The sequence below is a fragment of the Actinomadura sp. 7K534 genome (assembly GCF_004348575.1).
Classification (GTDB): domain Bacteria; phylum Actinomycetota; class Actinomycetes; order Streptosporangiales; family Streptosporangiaceae; genus Spirillospora; species Spirillospora livida.
Genome location: NZ_SMKB01000078.1, coordinates 22,101 through 29,302, shown reverse-complemented (window position 1 = coordinate 29,302; position 7,202 = coordinate 22,101). Strand labels below are relative to the sequence as shown.

Here is a 7,202-nt window from a genome sequence, read left to right as displayed (position 1 = left end):
CCTCGGCAACGTCAGCTGTGTATAAGAGACAGCGCTTCCACTCGGCGATGAACTGGTCCGCGGAGTGGCCGTAGCCGGTGACCATGCCGCCTAGGCGGTAGATGCGCGGCAGGTAGGTCTCGTCCGTCCAGCTGTGGGACGAGATGACGCCCGGGTACTGCGCGGCCTCCAGGATGTCGAGGGTCCGGTCGGCGGCCTTGGCGCTCATATGGTCGACTTCGACGATCATGTGGCGGGACATCAGGCCGCGCACCATGTGCTCGCCGAGGTCGGACAGGCCGTGGACGTTGCAGTGCGGGGGGCTCGGGTAGAGCGGCAGCGTGACGCCTGCCTGGCCGAGGAGGCGCAGGAGGTTCTTGAGGGAGTCGCCGAGGCCGCCCGCGGGGGTGATGGTGTGGTCGCGGGCTTGGCCCGTGCACTTCTCGACCTGCCAGAAGCGGCCCGTGCCCAGGAAGTTGCCCGTGTTCACGAAAGCGCCCGTGGCGCCGCCGTCGAAGCGGACCCCGCAGAGGGCGTTGTCGAACTTGTGGCACACGTACATGGAGCTGACGCCCAGGCGCTGCATCTCGTCCAGGCCGCGGTCGATGTCCTCGCGTGTGCACTGGGGGGCGCCGGCGATCGTGCGGCAGCCGAAGGGCTCGGACGCCTCGACGCCCAGGACGACGGCGAGCTTTCCCCGCTGGATCACGTCGCGGGCTTCCGCGGAGTTCCGCACCAGGCGGAACCAGCCCTTGCCGGGGCCGCCGCTGAGGCCGTCGATGTAAGCCTCCATTTCGCGCATGCGCTGCGCCTGGAGGCGGACGACGGCCATCTCGTCGCAGGTGTTGCGCTTGAGGGGGTAGATCTCGCAGAGCTGGCGGTTGGCGACCAGGTGGTTCACGAGGACGCGCTGCCCGGCGCGCCAGGAGCGTTCGAGCCAGGTGTGGTGGGCCTGCTGGTGGGTGCGCGAGTCCCAGGCGGGCCAGTCCTTGAACGTCGGCCAGCCGGTGGGGTCGTGGGTGCCGAACGGCGTGCCGTGCCGGGTGAAGTTCTCCCACCAGGCGAAGGCGCCGTTCCCCGCGTGGTCGGGACAGTCCCGCAGCGCCTCCGGGACGCCGCGCGGGTCGAACGGCTTGCCGCACATCAGGCTTCCGCCGAACGCCTCGTACGACATCAGGTGGGTGTGGGCGTCGATGTAGCCGCGCACCTCCCCGTCAGGGGCCGCGGCGGTCCGGGGGGTCGTCGCCTGCGCGGCGGGTGTCAGGAGGGAGCCGAGAAGGATGAGGGCGAGCGGCACCGAGGCCGCACGCCGGAGGGGGAGCAGGAAGCGCATAGGCACCTCGCGCGTGGGGGTGGGCTGAGGTGCCTGATATATGCCCACTCCGCGAGAAAACCGAACAAAACTCACGTTAGTGATGTCCGGTGGTGGGCGCGGGCCGGTACCGCTGAGCGGGAAGGCGCGGCCGGTGCGGCCCCGCCGCGGTCACCATGGGGGGTTATGAGCGAGCTGACGATTCCGGCGGTGCTGGCGCGGGCGGCGGGGGCGTCCCCGGACGTGGAGGCGGTCGTGGACGGGGACGTCCGGGTGACCTACGCGGAGCTGCGGGAGCGGGTCCGCGAGGCGGCGGGCGCGTTCGCCGGGGCCGGTGTCGCGCCGGGGGACCGGGTCGCGATCTGGGCGCCGAACAGCCTGTCCTGGATCGTCACCGTGCTCGGCGCCGTGAGCGCCGGGGCGACGCTCGTGCCGCTGAACACGCGGTTCAAGGGCGACGAGGCCCGCTGGCCGCTGGCCAAGGCGCGGGTGAAGGCGCTCTTCGTGGAGGACGGCTTCCTCGGCATCGACTATCCGGGCATGCTCGGCCTGGACGGGGCAGGGGCGATCCCCGGGCTGCCCGATCTGACGACGGTCGTCACGTTCAACGGGGCGGCGCGGCCGGGCGTCGTCACCTGGGGCGAGTTCGTGGGCAAGGCCGGGGCCGGCCCGGTGGACGTGCGGCCGGAGGACGTCGCCGACATCCTGTTCACGTCCGGGACGACCGGCCGCCCCAAGGGCGTCATGTGCACCCACGAGCAGAACATCCGCACCTATGAGGCGTGGACGGGCCGGACGGGCGTCAAGGCCGGCGACCGGTACCTCATCGTCAACCCGATGTTCCACTCCTTCGGCTACAAGGCGGGCGTCCTGGCGTGCCTGCTGAAGGGCGCCACGATGGTGCTGCAGCGCACGTTCGACGTCCCGGAGACGCTCCGGCTCATCGAGCAGGAGAAGATCACCGTGCTGCCCGGCCCGCCGACGATCTACACGTCGCTGCTGGACGCCCCGGGCCGCGCCGAGCACGACCTGTCGTCGCTGCGGCTGGCCGTGACCGGGGCCGCGGACGTGCCCGTCGCGCTGGTGCGCCGCATCAGGGACGAGTTGTTCCCGCAGGTCGTCACCGCGTACGGGCTGACCGAGTCGTCCGGCACGGTGACCGCGTGCTCGGTGGACGACGATGACGAGACCATCGCCACCACCTGCGGCAGGCCCATCGCGGACGTCGAGGTCGCGATCGTCGACGAGAAGGGCGAGCGCGTCCCGGCGGGCACGGACGGCGAGGTCCTCGTCCGCGGCTACAACGTGATGTCGGGCTATCTGGACGACCCCGAGGCGACCGCCGAGACGATCCGGGACGGCTGGCTCGACACCGGCGACCGGGGACGGCTGGACGAGCGCGGCAACCTCACCATCACCGGCCGGACGAAGGAGATGTTCGTCGTCGGCGGCTTCAACGTGTACCCGGCCGAGGTCGAGGACGTGCTCGCCCGCCACGACGCGGTCGCCGAGTCCGGTGTCGTCGGCGTCCCCGACGCGCGGATGGGCGAGGTGGGCCGCGCGTACGTCCGGCTGCGCCCGGGACGCGAGGCCACGGCCGACGAGCTGATCGCGCACTGCCGGGAACTGCTCGCCAACTTCAAGGTGCCCCGGGAGGTCGTCTTCGTGGACGACCTCCCGAAGACCGCGTCCGGGAAGGTCCGCCGGGTCGAGCTCAAAGAGCGGCCATGACCCGCGCCCTGTGCTCGGACGGCGTGCCCCACGCCGAGTACAGGGCCCGCGCCTTGCGGATCCACAGCGACGGGTCGTACTCGTCGGTGTAGCCGATCGCGCCGTGCACCTGGAGCGCGGTCTTCGCCATCCCGTAGGACGCCTCGGACGCGGCGACCTTCGCGGCGGAGACGTCCCGCGCGAAGTCCGGCGTCCCGTACGACAGCGCCGCCCCGAACACGAGCGGGCGGGCGAACTCCAGCTCGACCATCGCGCTCGCCAGGTGGTGCTTGATCGCCTGGTACTCGCCGATCGCACGCCCGAACTGCTGCCGCGTCTTGGCGTACTCGACCGACACGTCCAGCAGCGCCTGCCCGAGCCCTATCTGCTGCGCCGCGCACAGCAGCGCCCCTAGGCCGGTGAACCCGCCGCCGCCCTCGACGCGGAACAGCCGCCGGGCCGGGTCGAGCGAGGTGAGGAGCTCCCCGGGCTCGCGGCGAGTGTCGTCGGCGGTGAGGACGAGGTCGGCGACGTCGGCGTCCAGCGCGTGCGGGACGGCCATCGACACGACCGCGTCCCCTTCCGCGATGCGGGCGAGCCAGTCGGAGCCGCCGAGCAGCTCGGTGGCGGCGAGCGTCTCGACGTACGGGCCGGGCGCGGCGGCCCGTCCCAGCTCCTCGGCGGCGACGGCCAGCTCGACCGGCAGGACGCCCATGCCGCCGTCCGCCTCGGGGACGGCGACCGCGAACACCCCCGCCCCGGCGGCCGCCGACCACAGCTCCCGGCCCGGCGCGGGGTCCCCGGCGGCCCAGGCGCGGGCGGCCCGCGCGGTGCCCGCCTCGGCGAGCAGCTTGCGCAGCGTCTCACCGAACATGCGCTGCTCGGCGGAGAGAACGAACTTCACCGCGACCCCCTCGGCAGGCCGAGCAGGCGCTCGGCGATCACGTTGCGCTGGATCTCGTTGGTGCCCGCGTAGATGGGGCCGGCGAGCGAGAACACGTAGTTCTCCAGCCACTCCGACCGCAGCTCGCCGTCCGGGCCGAGCAGGTCGAGGGCCGTCTCGTGGAGCGCCACGTCCAGCTCCGACCAGTAGACCTTGTTGAGGCTCGACTCGGCGCCGACGTCCTCGCTCCGCGAGATCGTCTCGAAGCCCTTCAGCCGGTAGGCCCGGGACCTGATCCAGATGTCGGCGACGCGGTCCCGCAGGGCCGTGTCGGACGGGTCGGCGCGCTCCCGCCACAGCTCGACCAGCCGCTCGGCCGCCGCGGTGAACCGGCCGGGGCTGCGCAGCGTCAGCCCGCGCTCGTTCCCGGCGGTGGCCATCGCGACGCGCCAGCCGTCCCCGGGCGCCCCGATGACGTCCGCGTCGGGGACGAACACCCGGTCGAGGAACAGCTCGGCGAACGCGGGCTTGCCGTCCAGCCGCCCGATCGGCCGGACCGTCACGCCCGGCGCGTCCAGCGGGAACATCAGATACGTGAGGCCCTTGTGCCGCGCGGATTCCGGGTCGGAGCGGAACAGCCCGAAGCCGCGGTCGGCGAACGCGGCCCGCGAGCTCCATGTCTTCTGGCCGTCGAGGAGCCAGCCGCCGTCCGCGCGCGTGGCGGTCGCGCGCAGCGCCGCCAGGTCGCTGCCCGCGCCGGGCTCCGACCACGCCTGCGCCCAGATCACCTCACCCGCGGCCATCGGCGGCAGGATCCGCGCGAGCTGCTCGGGCGTGCCGTGCTTCAGCAGCGTCGGCGCGAGGAGGTTGATGCCGTTCTGGCTGACCCGTCCGGGCGCCCCGGCCGCGTAGTACTCCTCCTCGAAGACCAGCCACCGCAGGACGGAGACGCCGCGCCCGCCGTACTCCTCCGGCCACGACACGACCCCGAGCCGCGCCTCGCCGAGCGTCCGCTCCCACTTCCGGTGCGCCGCGAAGCCCTCCGCGGTCTCCAGCGACGGCAGCGGCTCGGCCGGGACGTGCTCGCGCAGCCATGCCCGCACCTCGGCGCGGAACTCCTCGTCCGCCGCCCCGAACTCAAGATCCATCCGACCCTCTTTCTAACAACTGTTTGGTAGAGTAACCGGCCCGCCGGGCTGGCACGGGTGCGGAGTCCCACCACCCGGGACCGCTCCCCTGGAAAGGCGCCGCGGGGCTAGGATCGCCCCGATCCCGAATCTGATTCGGGATCGGGAGGGAGCCATGGCGAAGATCGTCGAGCACGGCACCTGGAGCCTGGTGCCGGAGGACGAGGCGCGGCACGAACCGGGCCCCGAACTCCTGTGGAACGAGTCCTACTACTTCGACTTCGCCGCACCCGACGGGTCCCTCGCCGGGTACGTGCGCCTCGGCCTCTACCCGAACTGGGACCGCGCCTGGTACTGGGCGGCCCTCGTCGGGCCCGGCCGCCCCCTGGTCATCGTCGCGGACAATTACGCGCCGCTGCCCGAGCCCGGAGCCACCGACGTCCGCGCCTCGAACTACACCGCGACCCAGAAGATCACCGAGCCCTTCGGCCCCGCCTTCGTCAACCTGGACGGGACCGCTTCGGTCCTCACCGACCCCACGGACGCCTACGGCGACCTCGCCGGCGCCGAAACGACGCGGCTCGCCTTCGACCTGCGGTGGGACACCGTCAGCGGCGTCTACCCCTACAAGGACATCCCGCGCTACGAGATCCCGTGCACCGTGTCCGGCACCGTCACGGTCGGCGGCGAGACCATCGCGATCGACGCCCACGGGGAGCGCGACCACAGCTGGGGCGAGCGCGACTGGTGGAAGGTGTCCTGGCTCTGGACGTCCGGCCGCCTCGACGACGGCACCTTCGTGCACGGCATGCAGGCCAACATCGGCTTCCCGATCCCCTGGCCGTGCTTCACCGTCCCGCCCGGCGGCGAGATCGGCCACCGGGCCGGCTTCTCCGCGCGGACGGCCTTCGGCCCCGCGGACCTGCCCACCGGCTCCGACCTCCGCTTCCCCGGCGCCCCGACGGCTCTGGCGCCGGTGGCGTTCGCGCCCGTCGCGATCACCTCGCCCGACGGGCGCCCCGCCCACTTCGTCCGCGCGCTGTGCCGCTTCGAGGCGGCGGACGGCCGCACCGGCCACGGCTGGACGGAATGGCACCAACCCCCCGACTGGCGGGACCACGGCTGGTCCCATCTCGCCGAGGAGAACCCATGACCCCACCGGTCTCCGGCGCTGCCGGCCTCACCGCGGCCTGGCTGAGCGACGCCCTCGCGACGAAGGTCACCGCCGTCCGCACCGAGCCCGTCGGCACCGGCCAGGTGTCCGACAGCCTCCGCCTGTTCCTCACCTACGCGGGCGATACCGGCCTCCCGCCCACCATGGTCGCCAAGGTCCCCGCCGCCGACCCGTCCAGCCGCGCCGCCGCCCGCGCCGTCCGCACCTACGAGGTCGAGGCGAGCTTCTACGCGGAGATCGCCGGCCGCCTCGACGCGGGCGTGCCCGCCTGCCATTTCTCCGCCTATGAGCCCGAGCAGGACGAGTACACCGTCCTGCTGGAGGACCTCGCGCCCGCGCAGCCCGGCGACCAGCTCGCCGGAGTCACGGCCGAGAACGCCGCCGCCGCGATCGACGAGATGGCGGCCCTGCACGCCGCCGGCTGGGACGACCCCGCGCTCGCCGCCCTGCCCTGGCTCAACCGGCACGACGCCGAGGCGGCCGCCTTCACCGCCGCGATGGTCACCGGCCTCTACGAGGGCTTCAAGGAACGCTACGGCGCCGACCTGGGCCCCGACGTCCTCGCGCTGATCGAGGACTTCCTGCCTTCGATCGGGGGCTACCTGGCCGACCGCGAGGGGCCGTCCACCCTCTTCCACGGCGACTTCCGCGCCGACAACCTCCTGTTCGGCGGCCCGCGCGCCGCCGTCGTGGACTGGCAGACCTGCGCCTACGGCCCCGGCCCGGCCGACCTGGCGTACTTCCTCGGTTCCAGCCTCCCGGTCGAGGCCCGCCGCACTCACGAACGTGCGCTCGTCGAGCGCTACCACGCGGCGCTGACCGGGCGCGGTGTCGCTCTCACCTGGGACGACTGCTGGGACGCCTACCGCCGGCACGCCTTCCACGGCATCGTCATGTCCATCGGCGCGTCCATGATCGTCGAACGCACCGACCGCGGCGACGAGATGTTCCGCACCATGACCACCCGCCACGCCCACCATGCGCGAGACCTGAACGCGCTGTCCCTCCTCACCTGAG

At 72.8% G+C, this 7,202-nt stretch carries 6 protein-coding genes; 3 read left to right on the top strand and 3 right to left on the bottom strand.

All coding sequences use genetic code 11. The annotated features are described in order from the left end of the window. Window positions 1-1,312 (bottom strand): membrane dipeptidase (locus tag E1266_RS17415; protein WP_132048169.1); only part of this gene is annotated, 1,312 nt, incomplete at its 3' end. Window positions 1,313-1,477: 165 nt separating this feature from the next. Here E1266_RS17415 and E1266_RS17410 point away from each other — a divergent pair. Next, a complete protein-coding gene (locus tag E1266_RS17410) occupies window positions 1,478-3,022 on the top strand; it encodes a FadD3 family acyl-CoA ligase (protein ID WP_132048167.1) in 1,545 nt (514 codons plus the stop codon). Here E1266_RS17410 and E1266_RS17405 read toward each other — a convergent pair. Continuing rightward, a complete protein-coding gene (locus E1266_RS17405) occupies window positions 3,006-3,905 on the bottom strand; it encodes an acyl-CoA dehydrogenase (RefSeq protein WP_132048165.1) in 900 nt (299 codons plus the stop codon). The genes E1266_RS17410 and E1266_RS17405 overlap by 17 nt on opposite strands. Then, the gene (locus tag E1266_RS17400; protein WP_132048163.1) at window positions 3,902-5,032 is read right to left on the bottom strand and encodes an acyl-CoA dehydrogenase family protein; all 1,131 of its coding nucleotides are present in this window, start codon (window positions 5,030-5,032) and stop codon (window positions 3,902-3,904) included. The genes E1266_RS17405 and E1266_RS17400 overlap by 4 nt, the downstream gene beginning before the upstream one ends. A gap of 154 nt (window positions 5,033-5,186) precedes the next feature. Between E1266_RS17400 and E1266_RS17395 the strand changes: the two genes are divergently transcribed. Continuing rightward, entirely contained in the window at window positions 5,187-6,164 is a 978-nt protein-coding gene (locus E1266_RS17395) for a hypothetical protein (protein ID WP_132048161.1), read from the top strand. After that, window positions 6,161-7,201 (top strand): phosphotransferase, encoded by a 1,041-nt coding sequence (locus E1266_RS17390; protein WP_165966118.1) that lies wholly within the window; start codon window positions 6,161-6,163, stop codon window positions 7,199-7,201. Before E1266_RS17395 ends, E1266_RS17390 begins: the two co-directional genes overlap by 4 nt. The last annotated feature ends 1 nt before the right edge of the window (window position 7,202 follow it).

Excerpts from the sequence above, each read along its gene's own strand:
- E1266_RS17410 (WP_132048167.1), top strand. The coding sequence starts at position 1,478 with ATGAGCGAGCTGACGATTCCGGCGGTGCTGGCGCGGGCGGCGGGGGCG.
- E1266_RS17400 (WP_132048163.1), bottom strand. The coding sequence starts at position 5,032 with ATGGATCTTGAGTTCGGGGCGGCGGACGAGGAGTTCCGCGCCGAGGTG.
- E1266_RS17395 (WP_132048161.1), top strand. The coding sequence starts at position 5,187 with ATGGCGAAGATCGTCGAGCACGGCACCTGGAGCCTGGTGCCGGAGGAC.
- E1266_RS17390 (WP_165966118.1), top strand. The coding sequence starts at position 6,161 with ATGACCCCACCGGTCTCCGGCGCTGCCGGCCTCACCGCGGCCTGGCTG.